Source organism: Paramixta manurensis (genome assembly GCF_013285385.1).
Taxonomy (GTDB): Bacteria; Pseudomonadota; Gammaproteobacteria; order Enterobacterales; family Enterobacteriaceae; genus Paramixta; species Paramixta manurensis.
The window spans coordinates 4074070-4098450 of the sequence record NZ_CP054212.1 but is presented as its reverse complement, the minus strand read 5'-3'; the positions used below and the strand labels follow the sequence as shown (position 1 = coordinate 4098450).

Here is a 24381-nt window from a genome sequence, read left to right as displayed (position 1 = left end):
CAACGGAGGAACCGCTATGTCAAAAGATCCTTTTCAGGAACGAGAAGCTGAAAAATACGAAAACCCGATTCCCAGCCGGGAATTTATCCTGGCTCACTTAGATAAACGCGAAAAACCTGCCAGTCGCGAAGAGCTGGCAAATGAGCTGGCGATTAGCGGCGAAGAACAACTGGAAGCGCTACGCCGTCGTTTGCGGGCCATGGAGCGCGACGGTCAATTAGTATTTACCCGCCGTCAATGTTATGCCCTACCTGAACGCCTTGATTTACTGCGCGGCAAAGTGATTGGCCACCGCGATGGCTATGGTTTCTTGCGCATCGAAGGGCAGAAAGATGATCTTTACCTTTCAGCCGAGCAGATGAAACTGTGTATGCATGGCGATGTGATTCTTGCTCAACCGATGGGTGCCGATCGTCGGGGCCGCCGCGAGGCGCGTGTCGTTCGCGTGCTGGAGCCGCGGAATAGCCAAATCGTCGGGCGTTATTTTACCGACGCGGGCGTCGGGTTTGTGGTGCCTGACGATAGCCGTCTGAGTTTTGACATCCTGATCCCGCCAGAAGCGGTGATGGGCGCGCGTATGGGCTCGGTGGTGGTGGTTGAATTGACTCAGCGCCCAACCCGCCGTACCAAAGCGATTGGTAAAGTGACCGAGGTGCTTGGCGACAATATGGGCACCGGGTTGGCGGTGGACATGGCATTGCGTACCCATGAGATACCGCATGTTTGGCCACCAGAAGTAGAAAAACAGATAGCGAAGCTTAGCGAAGAGGTGCCGGAAGCGGCGAAGCAGGGGCGGGTGGATCTACGTAAACTGCCGTTGGTCACCATTGATGGTGAAGACGCTCGCGACTTTGATGATGCGGTTTACTGCGAGAAGAAACGCGGTGGCGGCTGGCGTCTATGGGTCGCGATTGCTGACGTTAGCTATTATGTCCGCCCCGGCACCGCGCTGGATAACGAAGCGCATAATCGCGGTACTTCGGTCTACTTTCCGTCGCAGGTGGTACCGATGCTACCGGAAGTGTTATCAAACGGTTTATGTTCTTTGAATCCGCAGGTTGATAGGTTGTGTATGGTCTGTGAGATGACCATTTCCTCCGGCGGTAAATTAACCGGTTATAAGCACTATGAAGCGGTGATGAATTCCCATGCGCGGCTGACTTATACCAAGGTATGGAACATCCTGCAGGGCAACGAAGAACTGCGTGAACAGTATCGTCCGTTGGTGAAGGATCTGGAAGAGTTACACCGAATGTATCAGGTGCTGGAACAGGCGCGCGAACAGCGTGGCGGTATCTCTTTCGAAACCGAAGAAGCGAAATTTATTTTTAACGCTGAACGCCGTATTGAACGCGTAGAACAAACGGTACGTAATGACGCGCATAAGCTAATTGAAGAGTGCATGATTCTGGCAAACATTGCCTCGGCGCGTTTTGTCGAGAAAAACAACGAGCCGGCCCTGTTCCGCGATCATGATCGCCCAAGCGACGATAGCATTACCAGTTTCCGCTCGGTGCTGAATGAACTTGGCCTTACGTTACCGGGCGGGAGTAAGCCGCAGCCAATTGATTACGCGGCGTTACTGGAACAAATTGCCGATCGTCCCGATCACGAGATGCTGCAAACCATGCTGCTGCGTTCCATGAAACAGGCGGTTTACGACCCGGAGAACCGCGGGCACTTTGGCCTGGCGCTGGCATCCTATGCGCATTTTACTTCGCCGATTCGTCGCTATCCGGATTTGCTGCTGCATCGTGCCATTAAGTATTTGTTGGCAAAAGAGCAAGGCACGCTAACCGGTAATGGAACCGCAACCGGTGGCTACCATTACGAGCTCAATCAGATGCTGCAATTGGGCCAGCACTGCTCAATGGCGGAGCGCCGTGCCGATGAAGCAACGCGTGATGTGGCAGATTGGCTGAAGTGCGATTTTATGCAGGACCAGGTCGGTAATACCTTTACCGGGGTGATTTCTAGCGTAACCGGCTTCGGTTTCTTTGTCCGTTTGAACGATCTGTTTATCGACGGGCTGGTGCATGTTTCCACGCTGGATAACGATTACTATCGTTTTGATGCGGTGGGGCAGCGTTTGATTGGTGAATCGGGCGGGCATACTTATCGTCTTGGCGATACGGTAGAAGTGCGGGTCGATGCCGTGCATATGGATGAGCGTAAAATTGATTTTGCGTTAATCTCAAGCCAGCGTAAACCGCGCGGTGCCGGTAAAACTGAGCGTGAACGGACGAAAAAAGGGCCAGCGAAAAATGCCGGTAAACGTCGCCGCGACGCCGGAAAAAAAGCCAATTTTGAACCGGACGCGGCATTCCGCAGCGGCGCAAACGCGCCGGCGGTAAAAAAAGAGAAAAAAGCCAAAAAAGTCTCGGAGAAAACCCGTAAAATCGCCGCGGCAACCAAAGCCAAACGCGCAACGAAGAAGAAAAAAGACACTACGGCATAGATAATCATTGGGTTAAAACATGAGTGAAATTATTTTTGGTATCCATGCCGTTAAGGCGCTGTTAGAGCGCGATCCGCAACGTTTCTTAGAGGTGTTTATCCTCAAAGGGCGCGACGATCGTCGCCTGCAACCGCTGATAGCGGCACTGGAGGCGCAAGGGATCGTGATCCAGGTTGCGAATCGGCAATGGCTGGATAGCAAAGTAGAGGGCGCGGTGCATCAAGGGATCGTCGCGCGCGTGAAACCAGGCCGTCAGTACCAGGAAAACGATCTGCCAGATCTGTTGACCAGCGTGGAGCAGCCTTTTCTGCTGATCCTGGATGGCGTCACCGATCCGCATAACTTGGGTGCTTGCCTGCGCAGCGCTGATGCCGCGGGCGTGCATGCGGTGATTGTCCCGCGTGATCGTTCCGCGCAGTTGAACGCCACGGCGAAAAAAGTCGCCAGCGGCGCGGCGGAAAACGTGCCGCTGATTCGGGTGACCAATCTGGCGCGCACTATGCGTCTGTTGCAAGAAGCCAATGTCTGGATCGTCGGGACCGCAGGCGAGGCCGATCATGACCTTTACCACAGCAAAATGACCGGCCCGATGGCGCTGGTGATGGGCGCAGAAGGGGAAGGGATGCGTCGGTTGACCCGTGAACACTGTGATGAGCTAATCAGCATTCCAATGGCTGGCAGCGTCTCCTCACTGAATGTGTCGGTGGCGACGGGTATCTGCTTGTTTGAGGCCGTCAGGCAGCGCGGATTGTAAGGCGACCGGTTCAGGTTGGTTTGACCTGAACCGGTAACGTTCTACGCCAGCCAGGGTGAGATTAATGAAACACGCTCGGCGGTAAAATCAATCTCAGCGGTTACGCCCAACGGCAGCGTTATCATTGGATGCGTATGGCCGCAGTCATAATCCGCGACGATAGGGATATTCCTGCCATCCAACACTTCGCGTAACGTCTCCAGTTGCGTTTGCCCGCTTGCCAAGTCATCAAACAATTCATGCTTGCCGAGAATAATGGCAGAAACTTTGTCAAACACACCACAGAGAGCCAGGTGGGCATATTCCCTTTCCAGCTCTGCGACATCTTTCAAACTGTCTTCAATCAGCAGAATATCGCCGGCTACAATTTCTGGCATATATTCTGAGCCCCAAATCCCATAGAGCGTATTGAGATTGCCGCCGATCAGCCGTCCGGTAACCTTTCCCGCTCCGTAAAAGCGACAAGTATTTGGCAGCAATGTTTTGGCGCGTGACTGCGTTTCCCAATCAAGCCGTTCCTCTGCCCATTGTTGGGGAGTCTCCAACGGGAAAGGCGGTGTCGCTTTCCCGTTAACGAGGGATGAAAAATAATCGTAAGTCCAATCGACCAGCGGCGGCAGCTCGCCAAAAGACGCCACCATCGCCGGGCCATAAAAAGTGATTAATCCGGTTTTTTGATAAATAGCCAGTAGCAAGGCGGTGACGTCTGAATAGCCAACGATTATTTTGGGATCGGCTACTAACTGTTGGTAGTCAATATAAGGCAGTATCGCATTGGTATTGTTACCACCGATGGTCGACATAATGCATCTAACATTCGGATCGTGCAGTAGTTGGTTGAACTCATCGGCGCGCTGTTTAATGGTTCCTGAACGCCAGCCCGCGCTTTTCCCGGTTAATTTCCCTTCTTTAATTTGATAACCCTGCGCGTGAATAAAGTGTTTGGCGCGGGTATATCGATTGGGGGCGAAAGCGGTGGCGGGTGACGAGGGGGAAAATAGGGCGATGGTATCGCCAGGTTGCAGTGGTGGGGCACAACGTATCGTCATTTCCTTCTCCCTGGTTGGTAGTGATTAATTATCTTAGCAAGCGCTTTCATCCTCAGCGACCCAATAATGCCTCGTGATCGTCGCCACAAAACCAGGGGGTAAATGGGCAGTTCTGTGCTGAGATTCCATACTTATGCTGATGCAGAGAGGGAATGGATATGTCCTGGAAAACTCACACCGTTTTTAATCAACCGCGCCCGCTGAGCAATAGCAACTTGTTCCTTTCCGATACGCCGCTGCGTGAAGCGGTAATACGTGAAGGCGCTGACTGGGATGTGGAATTACTCTCCTCGGTTGGGCAGCAGCTTGGCAGCGCAGAATCGCTTGAATTGGGGCGGCTGGCTAATGCACATCCGCCGGAACTATTACGTTACGATACGCGCGGCGAACGCCTTGACGATCTTCGCTTCCATCCGGCCTGGCATCTGTTAATGCAAGGGCTATTCGCCAATCGGGTACATAACCTTCCGTGGCTTAAAGATGCGCGTCCTGGCGTTTTTGTGGCGCGTGCCGCACGCTTTATCCTGCATGCGCAGGTTGAGGCCGGTACCTTGTGTCCAATCACCATGACGTTCGGCGCCACCCCACTCTTGCAAGCTACCTTGCCGCAGGTGTTTACCCGTTGGTTACCCGCGCTACTTTCCGATCGCTATGACGCGCACTTGCAGCCAGGCGATCAGAAACGCGGCCTGCTAATAGGCATGGGCATGACGGAAAAGCAGGGCGGTACCGATGTGCTTAGCAATACAACCCGTGCCGAACCCCTGGATGCGCGACACAGCGGCGAAGCGTATCGCATCACCGGCCATAAGTGGTTTTTCTCGGTGCCACAGAGCGATGCGCATCTGATTCTCGCGCAGACTAAAGGAGGGTTAAGTTGTTTTTTTCTGCCACGTTTTTTACCGGATGGTACCCGCAACGCGGTACGTATTGAGCGGCTTAAGGACAAGCTTGGCAACCGTTCTAATGCCAGTAGCGAAGTGGAGTTTTGCGATGCGACCGGTTGGTTGATCGGTGATGAAGGCGAAGGCGTGCGGCAAATCCTTAAAATGGGCGGTTATACGCGTTTTGATTGTGCGCTGGGCAGCCATGGCTTGATGCGTCGCGCGTTCTCAGTTGCACTGTATCACGCTCATCAACGGCAAATAATGGGAAAAAATTTAGTCGATCAACCTCTAATGCGTCAGGTACTCAGTGCTCAGGCGCTTCAATTAGAAGGCCAAACCGCGTTGTTAATGCGGCTGGCGCGCGCCTGGTCGATGCCGCATGATGAGCATGAGCGTGCGTTTGCCCGCCTGTTTACGCCAGCGGCAAAATATGGCCTGTGTAAAAGCGGTATTTCATTTGTTGCCGAGTCGATGGAGGTGGTCGGCGGCATCGGTTATTGCGAAGAGAGTGAACTGGCGCGGCTGTATCGTGAAATGCCGGTGAATAGCATCTGGGAAGGATCGGGGAATGTGATGTGTCTGGATGTTCTACGCGTCCTGGCCCGGCAGTCCGGGGCTGCAGAAATGCTAGCACGCGAGTTTGAGTCGGTAAAAGGGGTAAACCGCCACTTCGATAGCCGTTGGCGGCAGTTAAAATTACGCTTGCGTCATCTGCGGGAAGTCGAGGCCCGGGAAATCACCACCAGTCTGTTGCATTTGATGATGGCGGTCCAGGTCATGAAACGGCTTGAGCCGTCATTAGCGGATGCCTGGTGCCGCCAGTTTTTAGACCCGCGTGGCGGCGCGTCGGTGACCGCCGCAATTAGTGAACGCTTATTTTTGCGTGCTACCGGCAGTTGAGGGACCATACAATATCGCATTGGCATACCACTGGCCGGGCACGATGCTTTCACTCAAGGACACAATTTGATAGTACGTAGCGCCAGCCGCATTAGCCCGGGCGGCGATGGTACGTTGTACATCATCCGGTGAGCCGCGCTGTGCTGCGCTAATGGTGCCGAGTTTCGGCAGGTTGAGACTCTGCGCCCGATCAATTTCCTGTGCCTGCTGTGTGGGAGCTGGCGGCGGTTTAGGCATGGTTTTCAGCGCGCTACAGGCGCTAAGGAAGAGTATAAGTACCAGCGAAAGTATCGGACGCATGATCATTCCTCGTTGTCGGGATGGAGTAAAGTGTACGCCATCCACGCGCTGCGTGTATCCTCGCCATTGCACTAATCGTGCCCTGATTTACCGCCGGTTTTTTTATTATCGTAAACTCAGTCATGCTATTTTTTCACTTTTAGCCCGCTTTTAACCGGAGCCGATATGATAGAGATTACTACGGAAACGTTGGCTGGAATTGAATGTCTGCATGCGGCGCCCACAGGTCAACGTCAAACGGCGCTGCCAACCGTGGTGTTTTATCACGGTTTCACCTCTTCTAAAGAGGTGTATTCTTGGGCCGCCGTGGCGCTGGCGCAGGCCGGGTTTCGCGTCGTGTTGCCAGATGCGGATTTACATGGTTCCCGCTATAACGGCGATACAGAGCATCGCTTAACCCATTTTTGGGACATTCTGAAACGCAATATTGATGAAGTTCCGCAGATTGAAGCGGCGCTGCACGCGCGCTCACTGGTGGCGATCGGGCGTTTCGCGGTTGCTGGCGCATCGATGGGTGGGATGACCGCATTAGGGGCGATGGCGCGTTATCCGCAGATTAATAGCGTGGCGTGTCTGATGGGCTCTGGCTATTTTATGTCGCTCAGCCAGACGCTGTTTCCGCCGCTGGTGGCCCATACGCCGGAGCAAAAAGAGACCTTTGCGGCGCGAATGGCGCCGCTTGAACCTTACGACCCGAGTCAGCAACTGGCTAATTTGGCCGATCGTCCCTTGCTACTTTGGCATGGTGACGCTGATGATGTGGTGCCTGCGGCTGAAAGTGTCCGTTTGCAGCACGCGTTACAGGCGGCCGGGCTGGATAAAAACCTGACATGGCTGACCGAGACAGGCATTGGTCATCGCATCACTCCGCCTGCGCTTAACGCATTGGTCGCGTTTTTCCGTCACCATTTGTAGGATGGACCATGGGCCGGAAGTGTATTCCGGCCCATGGTTCTGGCGATCACAACTGCTGCGATAACCCACGCGCAACGAACTGTTTTTCGCGGTGATGGTTACCGACAGGCGTTGCGATACGGTTGACATAAACATAAGTTGAAGCCGCTTTGCTGCCGTTACTTCTAATCTGCTGCGCACAGTCAGCGGAGCTGGCGAGGGCGGACGTAGACAGGAAGAGACCGAGTAAAGTGGCGATGGCGATAATTTTCATAATCGACCCCACGATGCAAGGTATTACGCTGTGACGTCGTGAAGCAAGAAAGGCCGCTTTATTGACGTCTTTAAATAGTGTAGCGCAGAGCGCGATTTAATTCCTTTCATTGCTTGAGTTTCCTGACCTACGCCAGTATGATTACGCGTCAATTTTTCAGCCGCACTTCAAAAACGTTCCTTGCTTCCATGGGCCGCGGTTGACCCTGACAGGAGGCTGAATAATCCGTAAGGAGCAAATTCGATGCGTCATTACGAAATCGTATTTATGGTTCATCCTGACCAAAGCGAACAGGTTCCGGGCATGATCGAGCGTTACACTGGTGCTATCACTGGTGCTCAGGGCACGATTCACCGTCTGGAAGACTGGGGCCGCCGTCAGTTAGCTTACCCGATCAACAAACTGCACAAAGCACACTACGTTCTGCTGAACGTTGAAGCGCCGCAGGAAGTGATCGATGAGCTGGAAACTAACTTCCGCTTCAACGACGCCGTTATCCGTAGCATGGTTATGCGCGTTAAGCACGCGGTAACTGAAGCATCTCCAATGGTTAAAGCGAAAGATGAGCGCCGTGAGCGTCGTGAAGATTTTGCCAACGAAACCTCTGATGATGCAGATGCTGGGGATTCTGAAGAGTAATCAACCGTGACGGCAAATCGGCTGCGCTTGTCTGGCACTGTGTGCAAGACACCGGTTCGAAAAGTGAGTCCGTCAGGTATTCCGCACTGCCAGTTTGTGCTTGAGCACCGCTCGCAGCAGGAAGAGGCCGGTTTCACCCGGCAAGCCTGGTGTCGTATGCCCATTATTATTAGTGGCGCCGACCATCAGGTCATTACTCAACATATAACGGTCGGCACGCAACTTACCGTTGAAGGTTTCATTAGCTGCCATCAAGGGCGCAATGGCCTGAGCAAAATTGTGTTGCATGCCGAGCAGATTGATTTGATAGATTCTGGAGACTAGCCAAATGGCACGTTATTTCCGTCGTCGCAAGTTCTGCCGTTTCACCGCGGAAGGCGTTCAAGAGATCGATTATAAAGATATCGCAACGCTGAAAAACTACATCACTGAAAGCGGTAAGATTGTACCGAGCCGTATCACCGGTACTCGCGCAAAATACCAGCGTCAGCTGGCTCGTGCTATCAAGCGCGCGCGTTACCTGTCTCTGCTGCCGTACACTGATCGTCATCAGTAATCGGCTGCTGTCATTTAACGACTTTAAGAGGATAAGGTAATGCAAGTTATTCTGCTTGATAAAGTAGCAAACCTGGGTAGCCTGGGCGATCAGGTTAATGTTAAAGCGGGTTATGCGCGTAACTTCCTGGTTCCACAGGGTAAAGCGGTTCCTGCTACCAAGAAAAACGTTGAGTATTTCGAAGCGCGTCGTGCTGAACTGGAAGCTAAACTGGCTGACGTTCTGGCTGCGGCTAATGCTCGCGCTGAGAAAATCAATGCACTGGGCACCGTTACCATCGCGTCTAAAGCAGGCGACGAAGGCAAACTGTTCGGTTCTATTGGTACTCGCGATATCGCTGACGCGGTTACCGCGGCTGGCGTTGAAGTTGCTAAGAGCGAAGTTCGCCTGCCGAACGGTGTTCTGCGCACAACTGGTGAGCACGAAGTGGACTTCCAGGTTCACAGCGAAGTCTTCGCTAAGCTGACTGTAAACGTGGTTACTGAAGCTTAATCGCTGTTAGTTACCCGATGAAAACGCCGGCCTTGTGCCGGCGTTTTTGTTTTTGACGCTCACGCGTATGATCGGGCAGTAACGCATCGACAGGACGCCGTTATGAAGCCTGGTTGCCACCTACAACGTGTGTATAGTCCTGCGTAATTTCTTGGTGGAGATTATTGCGCGCGGATAAATGAGCCATCCGGCTGGCGGGTAAATAACACCGGCCCGTTATCCGTATCAATCGTCAATCCGGTTACTACGCCTTGGGCATCCTGGCGAACTTTCACTTGCTGCCCACTGTGCAGGTTGCTGAGCGGTTTATCATCACCCTCAACCTGTGCCATAGCAAACACATCACTCACCTGAAGATTATTATCGCGAAATAGCTGCGCCAGCGTCTGCCCGGAAGCTATCTGGAAGTTACGCCATTGCCCTCGATCGGCTGGCTGGGCGGGAGGAGAAGCCGGAGCTTGGCTATTATTATGGTCTGGCGAGGAGCGATCATCGAGATTCGCCTGTATCGGCGCACGATTATCACTGTTATTCTGCTGCGCGGAAACCGGCCTTTCTACCGGATATTGCGGCGTAGCAGAAGGCCATAGGAAGGCCAACAGCATAATCACCAGCGCGAGCAAAATACCGCGACGATGTGGTGCCGGCAGAGGATCCATCCAGCGAATATTATCCAGACCATGCCAGAGTTTATGGAACCATGGCATGGCGCGTGACGAAGATTCCTTATGCATAACTTCCTCCTCCTCGCGCCTTTGTCGCGCGCTGGATGGGCGGCTCGCCATCCACATTTTTAAAACCGGATGGTAAAATGGCAGGCGCTTCCCGCGTCGTCTTGGGGCTATCTGGCCCATATTTCTTCTCTCAGTGTGAACGGTCATAAACTAGCGCGTCGCGTTACCACGACATGTGACTTTAGTATGCGCAAATCTGGCGCGAAGTGCCTGCCCACATTCACAAAAGTCATTAACGCTATTGTTTCCTTTTCCGGACAAAAAGTCATCTCCCCCTTAAACCCGATTTTACCCACGCAGCCAGCGCTGTTATGCTGCGCCATTCTGTTGTTTATCCATCATGAAAGGAAAAAGTATGACCACCCCTTCTTTTGATAGCGTCGAAGCGCAAGCAAGTTACGGTATTGGTTTACAGGTTGGCCAGCAATTGCTGGAGTCGGGTTTGCAAGGGCTACAGCCTGAAGCGCTGCTGGCGGGCCTGCGTGATGCGTTGGAAGGGAATGCGCCAGCGGTGCCGGTGGATGTTGTACACCGTGCGCTGCGTGAAGTACACGAACGTGCTGATGCCGTTCGCCGAGAACGTCAGCAAGAAATGGCCTCTGAAGGTCAGAAATACCTTGATGAGAACATCAAACGTGAAGGTGTAAGCAGCACTGAATCTGGCCTACAGTTCAGCGTGATTAAGCAGGGCGAGGGCGAAATCCCTTCGCGTCAGGATCGCGTGCGGGTGCATTACACCGGAAAATTGATTGACGGTACGGTGTTTGACAGTTCCGTGGCGCGTGGTGAACCGGCTGAGTTTCCGGTTAGCGGTGTCATCGCCGGTTGGATTGAGGCATTAACGCTGATGCCGGTCGGGTCTAAATGGGAACTGACTATTCCGCATAACTTGGCTTATGGTGAGCGTGGCGCTGGCGCGTCGATTCCGCCGTTCAGCACGCTAATATTTGAAGTTGAGTTACTGGAAATTCTGTAAATACCGGCGCGGAGTAAACGTGAGGTATAGCATAATCGCAATGCTATACCTTTTTCTGGATGCTTTTTCATTTTTATAAATGAAATCACTCCAGAAAAATCAAGAGATTACTATTTATATGTTTCCGGATTTTAGGTGTAATTGTCCCTGCCGCTTTATTGGAAAGCAGCGGTTAAATCTAATTTCTTCATGGAGACAATAAAATGCGTGAATTAAATAATAAAGAAGTTGCAAATATTTCAGGTGGGTTCTTTATCGCTAACATCGGCGAAAAAATCGGATTGTCAATTGGTAATGCGGTTAGCGAAGACGTTAGTGCGGCCGCCGCGCAATTAGGTAAAGGCATTGGCTACATCATTGAATTGAATGTCGTTGGCGCTGTTCGTGAAATGAGCGAAGGTATTCGCGGCATCGTTGACTGGTTCAAAAGCCGTTAATATCCAATAAATTGGGTATTAATAAGCCAGCGCCGGGATAGTCTACGGCGCTGGCTTTTATTTTACCGTTTGAAAAATTATTCTCCGCGTAACGCGCGTGGGAATAATAAATTATTTTCCAGATGAATATGTTGCATCAAATCCTCAATAAACTCGCTTGTTCCACTGTATAAGGCGCGCCAGGTCGTGCAGGCTCCGGCGGGTGGCGTAAGATTATTGGTGAGCATCTTAATCACCTCTAATTGTTCACCGGCTTCATTGTGCTCAAATTCCATTACTGAGATTGGACCGGCTGCTTGTGCGCCCTGTCCTTGCTCAATTAACGGAAATAAGACCCGCTCTTCTTTCATCATATGGTCGCTGAGATGTTGATAAACCTGGTTCAGCACGCGGCTCAACCCTTTCGGACAAGCGGCCTTCTCACCATGCACGCGTTCCACTTTCTCTGCCATCAGGATCAGTTCCGGCAATTGTTCGCGATGACGCTGATGGAAACGCACTAAAATGTGTGCGATCAATTCGGTTAACGTTGCCGTGCGCCAGTCACGCGCGCCGTTTTCATCCTGCGACAGCGCCGCCAGTTCGCTTTCAATTACATCAATATCCAGCGAGCGCTGGTTGGCGAGTTGTTCCAGCGTCTTTTTCCCGCCGCAACAAAAATCCAGCTCATATTTACGAAACAGCGCGGTCGAGCCGGGGATCTCAATTGCCAATTGTCCTAACGATGTTGTACGTAGTGCTGCCATGTGTTGATACCTCTGAGATGTCATTTATAAGATGTATTTTAAATGCATCTTTTGTTGGCGACCAGCACAATTTTGTCGATTGCGTGTTTAAATGTGCGCCTTAACGATCGGCCCGCGAGCGCGGGCCGACATTCGCTTAGCGTGATGACTGGAGATTGAGCCGATAAATTTGAAAGCCGATCTTATCGGTTCCTTGTTTTTCAAGAGGATATTGCGCATAGCGCTGAATAAATGCGTCTGCCTTCTTCGTCGGTGCGGTTTCAAAGCGAATATCCAACGCCGTCTGGCTGGCTATTGGCGCCAGGCGCCAGTTATTATCCGCTTGTGGCTGTACTTCGCCCTGCGCTTTGGTTTGCGCGCTAATGTAGGCCGCAACAATGGCGCGGTTTTCATCAGGAGAGGCAAAAGCGATATGCTTATCGCCAGTACCGGCAAACTTTCCGCCATAGGCGCGATAGTTATTGGTCGCAACTAGGAAGGTCGCGTGCTCATCGATAGGTTTCCCTTGATACGTTAAGTGCTTAATTCGGAAAGCCTGGCGATCAATCAGCCCGCATTCGGCATCGTAACGTGCCGGTTGGGTCACATCGATTTGATAATTTACCCCATCAATAACATCGAAATTATAGGTCCGAAAATCCCAATTAATCAGCGATTGCGGCTGGCGAGAATGAATATCAATTTGCCGGAACTGACCGGCGGAGCACTCCAGCCATTCTCTGACCTCTTTACCACTCACTTTCATCACGACCAGCGTGTTGGGATACAGGTAGAGATCTGCCGCGTTACGGAAGGTCATCTCACCTTTTTCTACTTCCACATAGCTGGCGGGATCGTTTTTCCGGCCGCCCACTTTAAACGGTGCGGCGGCAGACAAGACCGGCAAATTGGCCAAGTCAGGATCGCCCTGAATAAAGTGTTTCACATAGTCACGTTGGGCGTTGTTGACGATTTGTACCGTGGGATCATCCTGTACCAACGCCAGATAGCTATACATGACATCCGCCGCTTTGCCGATGGGCTTTGCCACAAAGGCACGCGTCGCCTGGTGATCGGCAGCCAGCACTTTCACCAACGCCGGATCTTCTGCTGCCAGGGAGCGTTTGCCTACGCTGTCATAAATTGGGCGCGCTTCCGCTTTCGCCGAGCTTACCTGCCAGTGGCCTTTATTTTCAGCCAGTACCAGATCAATCACCCCGAGATGATCGCCCCACATGCCGGGCATCACCGCCGGAATACCGTTTAGCGTTCCCTGAGCGATATCCGCCCCTTTGATGTTGGCAAAATCTTCGCCAGGAAAAACCGCATGCGCATGCCCAAACATAATGGCGTCAATACCTGGAACTTGGCTTAAGTAATACACCGAGTTTTCGGCCAGTGCGTGCCAGGGTTCGCTGGAAAGGCCAGAATGGGGGATGGCGACCACCAGGTCAGCGCCCTGTTTACGCATCTCCGGCACCCATTTTTTCGCGGTTTCCGTAATATCATTCACGGTAACCTTGCCCTGCAAGCGAGGTTTATCCCAGACCATAATTTGTGGTGGGACAAAACCGATGTAACCAATTTTCAGCGTATGGGGCTGACCGTCGCGATCGGTGACCGTCACCGGTTTAATCAAATAGGGTGTAAACAGTGGCTTACCGGTTTTTAGCGAGATGATATTGGCATTAATATAAGGAAAACGGGCACCATTAATCGCCTGATGTAAGTATTCCAGCCCATAATTAAATTCATGATTGCCAAGGTTTCCCACCGTATAATCCAGCGTATTCATCGCCTTATAGACCGGATGAATTTCGCCTTTGCTTAAACCTTTCGCCGCCATGTAATCACCCAGCGGGCTGCCCTGAATAACGTCGCCGTTATCAACTAACAGGCTATTTTTTACCTCATTACGTGCGGCTTCGATCAGCGTTGCGGTACGAACCAGCCCAAATTTTTCGGTGGGCGTATCCTTATAATAATCAAAGTCCATCATGTTACTGTGTAGGTCGGTGGTTTCCATTAGACGTAGGTCCACCGTGGCGGCTGAGGTTGCGGTGGTTATCGCCAGCGCCAGTAGCGTGATGCAGGGCTTAAACATGGTATCTCTCCGTTTTATTCATCCTGAAATACAACAAACATCGCAAAATAATCTGCAAATGTTACTTTTTAATTCATAAAATTGTGATGTGTGACAGAAATTGAGTTGCCGTGATGGCGGCAGATCATCGCCGGGAGCATGGCATAGCGTGGCGCGAGGAAGTGGAGTATGCTATTGATATTAAAAAGTTCTATAGCAAAAAATGAGATGTCAGGGGATTCGCATAACTGAACTGCTATCCTCATACTTGCGTCTACATAGCGAGTAATGACACCATCAATATTACATGCCGTTAATCGATAACGAGGTGACAAATGTTAGAGCAAATTTGCCAACTGGCGCGCAAGGCGGGCGATGCCATTATGAAGGTTTACGATGGCGAGGCTCCGCTTAACGTTTCTCACAAATCGGATGATTCTCCGGTAACGGCTGCCGATCTTGCGGCACATGCCGTTATCGCTGAAGGATTGGCAGCGCTTACGCCAGAGTTACCGGTACTGTCAGAAGAAGATCCGCCCGGCTGGGACGTACGCCAGCATTGGCAGCGTTACTGGTTGGTTGATCCGCTGGATGGCACCAAAGAGTTTCTGAAGCGCAATGGCGAATTTACCGTGAATATCGCGCTCATCGAACAAGGTAAACCCACGCTGGGAGTGGTGTATGCCCCGGCGCTCGGCATCCTGTATTCGGCAGCGGAAGGTAAAGCCTGGAAGGAAGAGGGCGGTAATAAAGAACAAATCCATATCCGCGACGCACGTCCGCCGCTGGTGGTGATTAGCCGTTCTCATGCCGCTAGCGATGAAGAGTTGAAAGAGTATTTAAATCAGATGGGCGAGCACCAAACCACGGCAATTGGTTCCTCGCTTAAGTTTTGTCTGGTGGCGGAAGGGAAAGCGCAGCTTTACCCACGTTTTGGGCCAACCAATATTTGGGATACCGGCGCCGGGCATGCCGTTGCGATTGCCGCTGGCGCGCATGTCCATGACTGGCAGGGGAAAACGCTGGATTATGCACCGCGTGAATCCTTCCTGAATCCGGGGTTTCGTGTCTCTATTTTTTAGCCAGTTTGCAGGGAGATGGATGTGTCTCCCTGCGGCTCGAATTAGTTAGGTGATGTTTTCAGTAACTGATGCAGCAAACCCATCACCTGTTGCACCTCATCTTGCGTCAGCGCGCCATCTTTAGCGAAACGGACCTCACCCAGTTTATCCAGCACTACGATCGCTGAGCCGCCGTCTTCTAACTTCCAACTTTTTTTCACCACGCCATTGCTGTCGACAATAAACTGTGACCACGGGTACTGCTTCTTATTGCTTTCAATACTGCTGCGCACAAACATGCCGGTACCGGGAATAGCGTCATCGGTATTGACAATCGTGGTCGTTTGATAGCGATCGTGCGGCAACTGTGCGGCTTTTATCGCTTCAATCAGCGGCGCATTTTTTTCTTTTGCCGATGAGCGACCGGCAATATGTTGTATCACCCGCACTTTTCCCGCCAGTTGCGCGCTATTCCAGCTTTGGTAGCTAAACTCATCGTGTTGCCAGAGTAGCTCACCTTTGTCGGCGACACCGACCGGCGCAACGCGCTGGCCTTCAACAAAATTATGGGCGTTGGCGGCGAGCGGCAACAACAAAGCGAGTGCGAGGGCGAGTGAGCGAGTTGTTATCATAAGAACTCCATTTTTGCAGGTGATCCGACCACTTGGTCATGTTCCTGAAATAATAAGCACGGATGATGCGTCTGTCGCTGCCGGTTTCTCGCTTTGCGGCGGACAGCACAAATCCATGTAGATTGAAGGTTTATACTGCGATATGTGATCGTGTTAACAGAGTATTCTGTAATGTTCTGTCAATTCAGTAAAAAAGCAGGATTTTCGGAACACAGGAAAGAAATCATGTTCTATAGTTTATCAGCAATTTGCGCTTCATCAGTTCGTACCGAATTTGGCAACGACGGGGCGTAGTTCATTTTTAGGAGTAAAAGCAGAATGAAAATCTTCCAACGTTACAACCCTCTACAGGTTGCTAAGTACGTTAAGACATTGTTTAGAGGAAGGTTGTATATCAAGGATGTTGGCGCGTTTGAGTTCGATAAAGGGAAAATTCTTATCCCACGCGTGAAGGACAAGCAGCATTTGAGCGTGATGTCAGAGGTCAACCGCCAAGTGCTTCGTTTGCAAACGGAATTCAATTGAGGTGAGCAGGGCGCGGTTACCGCGCCCTTGTTGTTTCTAGCTGTTCTCTTCTGTCGTTTTTGGCACGGTCAGCGCCACAGGACGTTCATCAATCCGTGTGACCAGAAGCTGGTCGATACGGTAACTATCAATATCCACCACCTCAAATTTGTACCCGGCAAACTTCACAAAATCAGTACGTTTCGGAATCTTACGCAGCATATACATCATAAAGCCGCCGATGGTTTCATAGTTGCCAGACTGCGGAAAGTCATCAATATCCAACACGCGCATTACATCATCAATTGGCGTGCCGCCTTCAACCAGCCATGAATTCTCATCACGCGCAACAATCTGCTCTTCCAGCCCTTGACCAACCAAGTCGCCCATTAACGTGGTCATCACGTCATTTAGCGTAATAATGCCGACCACCAACGCGTACTCATTCATGATGACCGCAAAATCTTCACCGGCAGTTTTAAAGCTTTCCAGCGCTTCGGACAGCGTTAAGGTATCCGGCACAATCAGCGCTGAGCGGATCTGCACACCGCTACTAAGCGTCAGACTCTGGTTGCCCAGCACGCGCAACAGCAACTCTTTTGAATCCACATAACCCACGATATGGTCAATATCTTCATTACAAACCAGAAACTTTGAATGCGGATGCCGCGCAATTTTCTCTTTTAGCGAGGTCTCATCTTCGTGCAGGTCAAACCAAACGATATTTTCGCGCGACGTCATGGAGGAGGGAACGGTACGTGACTCCAGCTCAAAGACGTTTTCGATTAACTCATGCTCTTGTTTACGCAACACGCCAGCCAGTGCGCCCGCTTCCACCACCGCGTAAATATCGTCGGAAGTGATATCGTCCTTGCGCACCATCGGGATTTTGAAGAGACGAAAGATCATATTCGCCATGCCGTTAAAGAACCAGACCAGCGGACGAAAGATAAACAGGCAGAACCGCATCGGATTAATGATCCGTAGTGCAATGGTTTCCGGCGCGATCATCCCGATACGTTTAGGCGTCAAATCGGCAAACAGAATAAACAGGCTGGTGACGAGGGTGAATGAGCAAATAAAGCTGAGTTGTTCCGCCAGTTCCGGCTCCACAACGTGTTCAAACAGGGAGCGAAAGGCGGGAGAAAACGCTGAATCCCCGACGATACCGCCGAGAATCGCCACTGCGTTGAGGCCAATTTGCACCACGGTAAAGAACATGCCCGGCGTTTCTTGCATTTTCAGCACGCGCTGCGCGTTGATATTGCCTTCATCGGCCAGCAGTTTAAGTTTGATTTTTCGCGCGGCGGCCAGTGAAATTTCCGAAAGGGAGAAAAAAGAGCTGACCGCAATCAACACGAGTATGACAAGCAAGCTATCTAACATAAAGTTTCCGTTGGGTTAAGTACTTGTCATTTTTGGCCTGGGCAGCGCGGGTGGCGACACGCGTTTATCGGTATCCACACCAGTATTGCTGGGCTATCCGTGCCAAAAATGTCTGCGCCAGTTCGACAAAGTGAAACACGTCGGGGCAGAAAGCTTTCTAAAAGGCCGCGCCATACGGTAAAAATCCGAAAATGTCACGGCCTGTGCGGGGGATTATAGCAGTAGCCTCAATCGGGCCGCTAGCTCTGTAGTTGCGGTGGTAAACAAATACCGGTGCCGCCTAAGCCACAGTATCCTTCCGGGTTTTTATACAGATATTGCTGATGTTCATCCTCCGCGTAATAGAACAGCGGAGCCTCAATGATTTCGGTGGTGATTTCACGCCGATCGCCTGCATCAGTCATGGCCTGTTTAAAGCGCGTCAGGCTTGCCTGCGCAGCCGTGGCCTGTGCCTCATTCAGGGGATACAGCGCGGAGCGATACTGAGTGCCGACGTCGCCGCCCTGACGCATCCCTTGCGCCGGATCGTGATTTTCCCAGAACAACGCCAAAATCTGCTGATAGCTAAGCTGCGCCGGATCGTAAACGATACGTACCGCTTCCGCATGGCCGGTTTGCCCGCTACAGACTTCGCGATAGGTGGGATTGGGCGTGTAGCCGCCGCAGTAGCCTGCTGCCGTGCTATACACGCCGGGCTGCTGCCAAAACAGCCGCTCAACGCCCCAGAAACAGCCCATGGCGACGATGGCGACCTCCATTCCGTCAGGAACGTGCGTCATCGAACGTTCGGTGACCACATGTGTGGTCGCCACCGGCATGGGGGTTGTGCGGCCTGGTAGCGCCTCGGCCTGGGCGATAGTTTGCGTTTTGTCGAATGACGTCACCTGCATATACTCCTGTTTACTTCGATCGCGATTACGGGTTGTATCGGGGTTGTATCGTGTAGCTTCTTTGCCGACAATAGTCGGCAAACTATGTTAATGCATTACGAATAGTTAAAAGCAGTCAGAATTGGACAAAAACCGCTATGCTTTTTGGGTCTGAAAATCCATCGCGTGCAGTGGCTTGCTATTCAAGAAACCATTTATCCCTCTGGATTAGGGATTGGCAACAGTAACAGGAGTAAGCGTGCCACGAATTCGTGTTTATTGCATGTACTGTCTGCTGATAGCCGCGCCTGCCGTACAGGCCGCGAATATCCGCTTGCAACTTGATGGCTTATCCGGGGAACTACAGAAGAACGTTAGAGCGCGTCTTTCCACCATTAGCGGTGATGAAGTTTCTGCGGATGGGCGCTTCCGCGCGCGGGTTTCGGAGGCGATCAAAGAGGGGCTGAAAGCTCTGGGCTATTACGATCCCACCATCGATTTTGAGTCCCGCCCGGCTCCGCCACAAGGTGGGCGCCCGGTATTGATCGCGCATGTGAAGCCTGGCGAGCCGGTACGTATCGCCGGGAGTACCATTATTGTGCGCGGTGAAGCGCGTAACGATCACGATTACCAAAACTGGATAAAACAGGGTAAGCCTAAAAACGGGACCATCCTGAATCACGGTAAATACGACAGCTTTAAGAATGGCTTTACCAACCTTGCGCTACGTAATGGCTACTTCGATGGTGAATTTAAAAAGAGCCAATTGGGCGTGTCGCCTGCCCGGCGAGAAGCATTCTGGGATATTGATTACGATAGCGGGCAGCGTTATCGCTTTGGCCACGTAAGCTTCGCCGGCTCGCAAATCCGTGAAGCGTATTTGCAGAATCTGGTGCCATTTAAAGAAGGCGACTATTACAGCTCGCGCGACTTGGCGGAGCTCAATCGGCGGTTGTCGGCTACCGGCTGGTTTAATTCGGTGGTCGTCGCGCCAGATTTCAAGAAAGCGAGTACCCAAAAAGTTCTGCCGCTGACCGGCGTCGTTTCACCGCGCACCGAAAACACTATTGAAACCGGCGTCGGCTATTCAACCGATGTTGGGCCACGGGTTAAAGCGACGTGGAAAAAACCGTGGATCAACTCACGCGGTCACAGCTTCACTACCAGCGCCAACCTCTCCGCGCCGGAGCAGCAGCTTGATTTTAGCTATAAGGTTCCGTTACTGAAAAGCCCGCTGGAGCAATATTATCTGTTCCAGGGCGGGTTGAAGCGCACCGATCTTAATGACACCAAAGCAGACTCCACCACGCTTGCCGTTTCCCGTTATTGGGACAATAGCAGCGGCTGGCAGAAAGCGATCAATCTACGCTGGAGTCTTGACCACTTTACCCAAGGTAGCGTGACCAACACCACTATGCTGCTGTATCCGGGCGTCAGCATCAACCGCACGCGTTCACGCGGCGGACTGATGCCAACCTGGGGAGATTCGCAGCGCTACTCCGCTGATATTTCTGACACCACATGGGGCTCTGACGTTGATTTCCTGGTGTTACAGGCGCAAAACGTCTGGATCCGTACCGTGGCGGAGAAACACCGCTTCGTGGCGCGCGGTAATCTTGGCTGGATTGAAACCAATGATTTTGAGCGTGTACCGCCGGACCTGCGCTTCTTTGCCGGTGGCGATCGCAGCATTCGGGGTTACAAATACAAAGATATTTCACCGCGCGATAGCGACGGCAAACTGACCGGTGCCTCTAAATTGGCGACCGGTTCGCTGGAATACCAATACAATGTGACCGGTAAATGGTGGGGGGCGGTGTTTGTTGACTCTGGCGAAGCGGTGAATGACATCAAACAAAGCGATATTAAAACCGGCGCCGGTTTTGGCGTGCGCTGGCAGTCACCGGTTGGGCCGATTAAGTTCGATATTGCCCGGCCAGTGGGTGATGACGAAAAACATGGATTACAGTTCTACATTGGGTTGGGGCCAGAGCTATGAGTCGTTGGAAAAAGGTCCTGATTGGCATTTTGATTTTTCTGCTGCTGCTATTGGGCGCGGTAGGGTTCCTGATTGGTACCACGACGGGGTTGCATCTGGTGTTGAATGGCGCCGCACGTTGGGTACCGGGGCTGGACATCAAGCAGGTTGACGGCGGCTGGCGTAATCTGACCCTGAAAGGGGTGCAGTACCAAATGCCCGGCGTGAGTGTGAATGCGGATGAATTACATCTGGCGGTTGGATTAGGTTGTCTGAAACATTCGGCGTTTTGCGTGAATGACCTCAGCCTGAAAGGGATTAACGTGGTGGTCGACAGTAAAAAACTACCGCCAGCCACGGCAACCCAGCCAGAACCTGAGACGTCTTCCGGCGGCGAAATCAGTACGCCTTATCCGATTACGTTGCGCCATCTTGGGATCCAGAATGTTAGCGTCAAGATTGATAATACCGCGATTTCGCTGGCAGATTTTTCTACCGGCATGCAGTGGCAGGGCCGGTCGCTAACCCTCACGCCTACCCACATTCAAAGCTTGCTAATTGCGTTGCCAAAGGCCGCGCAGGTGGCAAATGAGCAAGTGGTTGAACCAAAGATTGAAAAACCCTCGGCAGACGAGCAACCACTGGGTGAAAGCCTGAAAGCGCTATTTGCCAAACCATTGCTCCCTGACTTGCCGGATTTCCAGTTACCGCTGGATGTGAATATTGAGGATATTACCGGACAACAACTGCGGCTGACCGGCGATACTGATGTGTTGATTAACCGGCTGCAGGTGAAGGCGCATACCCAAGATCGCCGGCTACAGTTAGAAACGTTGGCGGTCGACTCCTCCATGGGGCAGCTGAATGCTTCCGGGCAGGCGCTGCTGGCCGATAACTGGCCGGTGAACCTCACCTTACATGGCGCACTCAACCTCGATCCGTTGAAAGGCGAGAAGGTCAATATGACCTTGGGCGGCGGCATGCGCGATCGGCTGAAGCTGGCGCTCAATCTCTCCGGGCCGCTGGCGGCGCAGTTAAATGTGCAGACCGAACCAGCCACCGTGGGGTTACCGCTGCACATCGATCTCACTAGTCCGCAATTGCGCTGGCCGTTAACTGGTGCCACGCAGTATCAAGTAGATAAGGTTAATTTTCAGTTCAATGGGAAAGCCACCGATTATGTGATGTCGCTAGAGGCAGCGCTGAAAGGGGATGCGATTCCGCCTGCCGGGCTGACGTTGAATGGCAAAGGCAATATTGAACAGTTCAGCCTCGATAAACTCCGGATTGCCGCTTTGCAGGGCAATATTGACCTGACGGCGCTGGTGGATTGGAGCAAAGCGATCAGTTGGCGCAGCGAGCTAACGCTGGCAGGCATCAACACCGCCAAACAGTACCCTGACTGGCCCGCCAAGCTGGCGGGGAAAATCACCACGCGCGGCAGTCTGTATGGCGGCAGTTGGCAGTTGCGGGTGCCAGAGCTTCAGCTTAACGGCAATGTGAAACAGAACGAGGTTTCCGCCCAGGGTACGCTGTACGGCAATAGCTATAACCAGTGGAACATTCCAGGCATCAAACTGGTGTTGGGCCGCAACAATCTTAATGTCAAAGGTTCGTTGGGCGATACGCTAAATCTGGACGCTGATATTGACGCGCAGCATCTGGATAATGCATTACCGGGGCTGGGCGGTGTGGCGAAAGGCACTCTGCGTGCGCGCGGCAACCTGAAGGCGCCGCAGTTGTTGGCGGATTTAACCGCTACCGGTCTGCGTTGGCAAGAAATGCATATTGGGCGGGTGAAAGTGGAAGGCGATGTGCGTTCCGCCGAGCAAATCGCCGGTAAGCTGGCGGTTCGGGTAGAGCAATTGAAACAGGATACGTTGGCGATCAATTTGCTGACCCTGAACGCAGACGGTAATGAAAAGCAGCATCAGTTGAAGCTCAATATTCAGGGCGAGCCAGTATCAGGCCAATTGGCGTTGAGCGGCAGCTTTGATCGGGCGACACAACACTGGAAAGGGGTATTGAACAATACCCGTTTCGATACGCCGGTTGGCGAGTGGCGTTTAACGCGCGCAATGGCCATTGATTACCTGAATAGCAAACAGACCGCCACCATCGGCGCGCACTGCTGGCAGAACCCGAACGCGCAGCTTTGCGTACCGCAGCCGATTGAAGCCGGGCCAAATGGTCATGCCCGAGTGACGTTGAACCGGTTTGATTTAGCGATGATTAAGCCGTTCCTGGGCGATGAAACCAAGTTGAGCGGCGTTTTCACTGGCGATGCGGAAGTGAACTGGACGGCAGACGGCGCGTTGCCAACCGGACGCGTTGCGCTGAAAGGTAATGGCGTAAAAGTTGAACAAGATGTGCAGGGCAATACCCTGCCGATCGCGTTCGATACTTTGAACCTTAACGCTGCAATGCGTAATGGTCGCGCGCAACTCGATTGGCTGATCCGAATTGCGCATAACGGGCAGCTAGATGGCAATATCCAAATCGCCGACCCGCAGCACCGCCGTCTACTTTCGGGCAATGTAAATATTGCCAACCTGTCGCTGGCGATGTTTAACCCGGCGTTGATGCAGGGTGAAAAAGTGGCCGGTATGCTTAACAGTAACTTGCGATTGGGCGGTGATCTTCAGCGCCCGCAAGTGTTTGGGCAGCTTGGGCTGCACAACGTTGATATTGACGGTAACTTCATGCCGGTGGATCTCACCGCCGCCAACCTCAATATGGTCTTCAACGGCATGAGTTCTACGCTGGAAGGCTTAATTCAGACCGCGCAAGGCCAAATCGCTCTAAACGGTAACGCGGATTGGAGCCAACTGGATAATTGGCGCGCCCGCGTGGCGGCCAAAGGCGACAAAGTGCGGGTTACCGTGCCGCCGATGGTTCGTATGGACGTTTCACCCGATTTGGTGTTTGAAGCGTCGCCCGCCGCCTTTAATCTGGATGGACGTGTCGATATTCCGTGGGCGCGGATTACGGTGCAAGAGGTGCCAGAAAGCGCCACCGGGGTCTCTTCTGATGAAGTTATTCTGGATGAAAACTTACAACCCGTGGCACCGAAAACCGCCGCCATTCCAATTAATAGCAACCTGGTGATTCACGTTGGCGATGATGTACGACTCAGCGCGTTTGGGCTGAAAGCGAAGCTGAATGGTGATTTGAAACTGGTGCAGGATAAGCGTGGGCTGGGGCTGAATGGGCAAATCAATATTCCGTCCGGTCGCTTCCATGCTTATGGGCAGGATCTGTTGGTACGCAAAGGTGAGTTGCAGTTTGCCGGGCCGCCGGACCAGCCTTATCTAAACCTTGAGGCGATTCGTAACCCGGAAGCGACAGAGGATGATGTCACGGCGGGATTACGCGTCACCGGCCTCGCCGACGAGCCAAAAGTCGAGGTCTTCTCCGATCCGGCGATGTCGCAACAAGAAGCCCTTTCTTACCTGTTACGTGGGCAGGGGCTGAACAGCGATGGTGACAGTAATGCGTTAACTTCAGCTTTGGTTGGTTTGGGGGTTGCACAAAGTGGTCAGGTTATGGGTAAAATCGGCGAGACGTTCGGCGTCAGTAACCTTGCGCTTGATACCACCGGCGTTGGCGATAGCCAACAGGTTCAGGTCAGTGGCTATGTGTTGCCGGGTCTACAAGTAAAATATGGAGTGGGTATTTTTGACTCATTGGCGACCTTAACCTTACGTTATCGTCTGATGCCCAAACTCTATTTGGAAGCAGTGTCAGGTATCGATCAGGCACTGGATTTGCTCTATCAGTTTGAGTTTTAGCA

General features: G+C 52.3%; 23 protein-coding genes. 14 read left to right on the top strand and 9 right to left on the bottom strand.

Annotation, left to right across the window (positions count from 1 at the left end; genetic code table 11):
- Nucleotides 1-16 precede the first annotated feature (16 nt).
- Nucleotides 17-2458: a ribonuclease R gene (gene rnr, locus PMPD1_RS19765; RefSeq protein WP_173635653.1), complete on the top strand. Its 2442-nt coding sequence runs from the start codon at nucleotides 17-19 to the stop codon at nucleotides 2456-2458.
- 19 nt (nucleotides 2459-2477) lie between these two features.
- Complete coding sequence (rlmB, locus tag PMPD1_RS19760) at nucleotides 2478-3212, top strand: 23S rRNA (guanosine(2251)-2'-O)-methyltransferase RlmB (RefSeq protein ID WP_173635652.1); 735 nt, start codon at nucleotides 2478-2480, stop codon at nucleotides 3210-3212.
- A gap of 41 nt (nucleotides 3213-3253) precedes the next feature.
- Here rlmB and PMPD1_RS19755 read toward each other — a convergent pair whose 3' ends face one another.
- On the bottom strand, nucleotides 3254-4261 hold the full coding sequence (locus PMPD1_RS19755; protein WP_173635651.1) for a S66 family peptidase: 1008 nt from the start codon (nucleotides 4259-4261) through the stop codon (nucleotides 3254-3256).
- A gap of 158 nt (nucleotides 4262-4419) precedes the next feature.
- Between PMPD1_RS19755 and PMPD1_RS19750 the strand changes: the two genes are divergently transcribed.
- Nucleotides 4420-6048, top strand: coding sequence for an isovaleryl-CoA dehydrogenase (locus PMPD1_RS19750; protein ID WP_173635650.1), 1629 nt, complete (start codon nucleotides 4420-4422; stop codon nucleotides 6046-6048).
- Here the strand turns inward: PMPD1_RS19750 and bsmA are convergent.
- A complete protein-coding gene (bsmA, locus tag PMPD1_RS19745) occupies nucleotides 6022-6348 on the bottom strand; it encodes a biofilm peroxide resistance protein BsmA (protein ID WP_354292700.1) in 327 nt (108 codons plus the stop codon). The genes PMPD1_RS19750 and bsmA overlap by 27 nt on opposite strands.
- A gap of 165 nt (nucleotides 6349-6513) precedes the next feature.
- Here bsmA and yjfP point away from each other — a divergent pair, with 165 nt between their 5' ends.
- Nucleotides 6514-7263 carry an esterase gene (gene yjfP, locus PMPD1_RS19740; RefSeq protein WP_173635649.1) on the top strand — a complete coding sequence of 250 codons (750 nt, stop codon included), beginning with the start codon at nucleotides 6514-6516 and terminating at the stop codon, nucleotides 7261-7263.
- Between the two features lie 46 nt (nucleotides 7264-7309).
- Here yjfP and PMPD1_RS19735 read toward each other — a convergent pair whose 3' ends face one another.
- Complete coding sequence (locus PMPD1_RS19735) at nucleotides 7310-7516, bottom strand: hypothetical protein (protein ID WP_173635648.1); 207 nt, start codon at nucleotides 7514-7516, stop codon at nucleotides 7310-7312.
- Nucleotides 7517-7759: 243 nt separating this feature from the next.
- Between PMPD1_RS19735 and rpsF the strand changes: the two genes are divergently transcribed.
- Genes rpsF through rplI form a run of 4 tightly spaced genes read left to right on the top strand, consistent with a single transcriptional unit; the run spans nucleotide 7760 to nucleotide 9203 of the window.
- Entirely contained in the window at nucleotides 7760-8155 is a 396-nt protein-coding gene (rpsF, locus tag PMPD1_RS19730; RefSeq protein WP_173635647.1) for a 30S ribosomal protein S6, read from the top strand.
- A gap of 6 nt (nucleotides 8156-8161) precedes the next feature.
- Nucleotides 8162-8479 carry a primosomal replication protein N gene (priB, locus tag PMPD1_RS19725; protein ID WP_173635646.1) on the top strand — a complete coding sequence of 106 codons (318 nt, stop codon included), beginning with the start codon at nucleotides 8162-8164 and terminating at the stop codon, nucleotides 8477-8479.
- 4 nt (nucleotides 8480-8483) lie between these two features.
- Nucleotides 8484-8711: a 30S ribosomal protein S18 gene (gene rpsR, locus PMPD1_RS19720; RefSeq protein WP_000135199.1), complete on the top strand. Its 228-nt coding sequence runs from the start codon at nucleotides 8484-8486 to the stop codon at nucleotides 8709-8711.
- Nucleotides 8712-8750: 39 nt separating this feature from the next.
- The gene (gene rplI, locus PMPD1_RS19715) at nucleotides 8751-9203 is read left to right on the top strand and encodes a 50S ribosomal protein L9 (protein WP_173635645.1); all 453 of its coding nucleotides are present in this window, start codon (nucleotides 8751-8753) and stop codon (nucleotides 9201-9203) included.
- 161 nt (nucleotides 9204-9364) lie between these two features.
- On the opposite strand, the gene PMPD1_RS19710 is transcribed toward rplI, so the two are convergent.
- Entirely contained in the window at nucleotides 9365-9937 is a 573-nt protein-coding gene (locus tag PMPD1_RS19710) for an OapA family protein (protein WP_354292698.1), read from the bottom strand.
- Between the two features lie 355 nt (nucleotides 9938-10292).
- Here PMPD1_RS19710 and bamJ point away from each other — a divergent pair, with 355 nt between their 5' ends.
- Together bamJ and PMPD1_RS19700 are read left to right on the top strand one after the other, a co-directional pair.
- Entirely contained in the window at nucleotides 10293-10913 is a 621-nt protein-coding gene (bamJ, locus tag PMPD1_RS19705; protein WP_173635643.1) for a BamJ family beta-barrel-assembly machinery protein, read from the top strand.
- Between the two features lie 203 nt (nucleotides 10914-11116).
- Complete coding sequence (locus PMPD1_RS19700; protein ID WP_173635642.1) at nucleotides 11117-11350, top strand: hypothetical protein; 234 nt, start codon at nucleotides 11117-11119, stop codon at nucleotides 11348-11350.
- A 77-nt stretch (nucleotides 11351-11427) separates the two neighbouring features.
- On the opposite strand, the gene ytfE is transcribed toward PMPD1_RS19700, so the two are convergent.
- Together ytfE and PMPD1_RS19690 are read right to left on the bottom strand one after the other, a co-directional pair.
- On the bottom strand, nucleotides 11428-12096 hold the full coding sequence (gene ytfE / locus PMPD1_RS19695) for an iron-sulfur cluster repair protein YtfE (RefSeq protein ID WP_173635641.1): 669 nt from the start codon (nucleotides 12094-12096) through the stop codon (nucleotides 11428-11430).
- Nucleotides 12097-12232: 136 nt separating this feature from the next.
- Nucleotides 12233-14179: a bifunctional 2',3'-cyclic-nucleotide 2'-phosphodiesterase/3'-nucleotidase gene (locus tag PMPD1_RS19690; protein WP_173635640.1), complete on the bottom strand. Its 1947-nt coding sequence runs from the start codon at nucleotides 14177-14179 to the stop codon at nucleotides 12233-12235.
- Nucleotides 14180-14493: 314 nt separating this feature from the next.
- On the opposite strand from PMPD1_RS19690, the gene cysQ reads away from it, so the two are divergent.
- A complete protein-coding gene (cysQ, locus tag PMPD1_RS19685; protein ID WP_173635639.1) occupies nucleotides 14494-15240 on the top strand; it encodes a 3'(2'),5'-bisphosphate nucleotidase CysQ in 747 nt (248 codons plus the stop codon).
- Between the two features lie 41 nt (nucleotides 15241-15281).
- Here cysQ and PMPD1_RS19680 read toward each other — a convergent pair whose 3' ends face one another.
- Nucleotides 15282-15848, bottom strand: coding sequence for a YtfJ family protein (locus PMPD1_RS19680; protein WP_173636297.1), 567 nt, complete (start codon nucleotides 15846-15848; stop codon nucleotides 15282-15284).
- Between the two features lie 321 nt (nucleotides 15849-16169).
- Between PMPD1_RS19680 and PMPD1_RS19675 the strand changes: the two genes are divergently transcribed.
- Complete coding sequence (locus tag PMPD1_RS19675; RefSeq protein ID WP_128176228.1) at nucleotides 16170-16376, top strand: DUF1107 domain-containing protein; 207 nt, start codon at nucleotides 16170-16172, stop codon at nucleotides 16374-16376.
- Between the two features lie 36 nt (nucleotides 16377-16412).
- Here the strand turns inward: PMPD1_RS19675 and paeA are convergent, their stop codons facing one another.
- Together paeA and msrA are read right to left on the bottom strand one after the other, a co-directional pair.
- Nucleotides 16413-17741 (bottom strand): polyamine export protein PaeA, encoded by a 1329-nt coding sequence (gene paeA / locus PMPD1_RS19670; RefSeq protein WP_173635638.1) that lies wholly within the window; start codon nucleotides 17739-17741, stop codon nucleotides 16413-16415.
- Nucleotides 17742-17980: 239 nt separating this feature from the next.
- Nucleotides 17981-18625, bottom strand: a complete 645-nt coding sequence (gene msrA, locus PMPD1_RS19665; protein WP_173636296.1) for a peptide-methionine (S)-S-oxide reductase MsrA — start codon at nucleotides 18623-18625, stop codon at nucleotides 17981-17983.
- Between the two features lie 268 nt (nucleotides 18626-18893).
- On the opposite strand from msrA, the gene tamA reads away from it, so the two are divergent.
- Both tamA and tamB read left to right on the top strand, forming a co-directional pair.
- Complete coding sequence (gene tamA / locus PMPD1_RS19660; protein ID WP_173636295.1) at nucleotides 18894-20609, top strand: autotransporter assembly complex protein TamA; 1716 nt, start codon at nucleotides 18894-18896, stop codon at nucleotides 20607-20609.
- Entirely contained in the window at nucleotides 20606-24379 is a 3774-nt protein-coding gene (gene tamB, locus PMPD1_RS19655) for an autotransporter assembly complex protein TamB (RefSeq protein ID WP_173635637.1), read from the top strand. The genes tamA and tamB overlap by 4 nt, the downstream gene beginning before the upstream one ends.
- Nucleotides 24380-24381 lie beyond the last annotated feature (2 nt).

Coding starts and splice junctions, on each gene's coding strand:
- rnr (WP_173635653.1), top strand. CDS start 17: ATGTCAAAAGATCCTTTTCAGGAACGAGAAGCTGAAAAATACGAAAAC.
- rlmB (WP_173635652.1), top strand. CDS start 2,478: ATGAGTGAAATTATTTTTGGTATCCATGCCGTTAAGGCGCTGTTAGAG.
- PMPD1_RS19755 (WP_173635651.1), bottom strand. CDS start 4,261: ATGACGATACGTTGTGCCCCACCACTGCAACCTGGCGATACCATCGCC.
- PMPD1_RS19750 (WP_173635650.1), top strand. CDS start 4,420: ATGTCCTGGAAAACTCACACCGTTTTTAATCAACCGCGCCCGCTGAGC.
- bsmA (WP_354292700.1), bottom strand. CDS start 6,348: ATGCGTCCGATACTTTCGCTGGTACTTATACTCTTCCTTAGCGCCTGT.
- yjfP (WP_173635649.1), top strand. CDS start 6,514: ATGATAGAGATTACTACGGAAACGTTGGCTGGAATTGAATGTCTGCAT.
- PMPD1_RS19735 (WP_173635648.1), bottom strand. CDS start 7,516: ATGAAAATTATCGCCATCGCCACTTTACTCGGTCTCTTCCTGTCTACG.
- rpsF (WP_173635647.1), top strand. CDS start 7,760: ATGCGTCATTACGAAATCGTATTTATGGTTCATCCTGACCAAAGCGAA.
- rpsR (WP_000135199.1), top strand. CDS start 8,484: ATGGCACGTTATTTCCGTCGTCGCAAGTTCTGCCGTTTCACCGCGGAA.
- rplI (WP_173635645.1), top strand. CDS start 8,751: ATGCAAGTTATTCTGCTTGATAAAGTAGCAAACCTGGGTAGCCTGGGC.
- PMPD1_RS19710 (WP_354292698.1), bottom strand. CDS start 9,937: ATGCATAAGGAATCTTCGTCACGCGCCATGCCATGGTTCCATAAACTC.
- bamJ (WP_173635643.1), top strand. CDS start 10,293: ATGACCACCCCTTCTTTTGATAGCGTCGAAGCGCAAGCAAGTTACGGT.
- PMPD1_RS19700 (WP_173635642.1), top strand. CDS start 11,117: ATGCGTGAATTAAATAATAAAGAAGTTGCAAATATTTCAGGTGGGTTC.
- ytfE (WP_173635641.1), bottom strand. CDS start 12,096: ATGGCAGCACTACGTACAACATCGTTAGGACAATTGGCAATTGAGATC.
- PMPD1_RS19690 (WP_173635640.1), bottom strand. CDS start 14,179: ATGTTTAAGCCCTGCATCACGCTACTGGCGCTGGCGATAACCACCGCA.
- cysQ (WP_173635639.1), top strand. CDS start 14,494: ATGTTAGAGCAAATTTGCCAACTGGCGCGCAAGGCGGGCGATGCCATT.
- PMPD1_RS19675 (WP_128176228.1), top strand. CDS start 16,170: ATGAAAATCTTCCAACGTTACAACCCTCTACAGGTTGCTAAGTACGTT.
- paeA (WP_173635638.1), bottom strand. CDS start 17,741: ATGTTAGATAGCTTGCTTGTCATACTCGTGTTGATTGCGGTCAGCTCT.
- tamA (WP_173636295.1), top strand. CDS start 18,894: ATGTACTGTCTGCTGATAGCCGCGCCTGCCGTACAGGCCGCGAATATC.
- tamB (WP_173635637.1), top strand. CDS start 20,606: ATGAGTCGTTGGAAAAAGGTCCTGATTGGCATTTTGATTTTTCTGCTG.